The organism is Aliiroseovarius sp. ABM4_368 (genome assembly GCF_056161205.1).
In genome coordinates this window covers 1-273 of the sequence record NZ_JBSWYR010000033.1, presented here as the reverse complement: position 1 = coordinate 273, position 273 = coordinate 1, and the positions used below count along the sequence as shown (strand labels likewise).

Annotated in this window: 1 protein-coding gene; it reads right to left on the bottom strand. The window is 61.2% G+C overall.

The window, feature by feature from the left end; all coding sequences use genetic code 11:
• Nucleotides 1–273: Ig-like domain-containing protein (locus tag ACXAH3_RS16510; protein WP_474863368.1), on the bottom strand; the 273-nt coding region annotated here is incomplete at both ends.

The window sequence follows — 273 nt, the reverse complement described above, 5'->3', positions numbered from 1 at the left end:
GTGTCGCAGTTGCCTGCGTTCACTGCATCGCAGATCGTATAGGGATAGCTGTACGTCCCAGCCGTCGTACCGGGGGCAACCGTGATCGTCCCGTCCGCATTCATGGTGATCGAGCCGTCAGTTGGGCTGGGCGCTGTGCCAGGCGTCAACGTGATGTCTGCAGGATCAACAGCCGCGCCATTCAGCGTGTCGTTGTCCAATACGGAAGGAGTGTCTCCACCCGCAAAGCCGTTCACAGCTGCTGGCGTGTCGTCGATGGCGTCGATCGGGGCT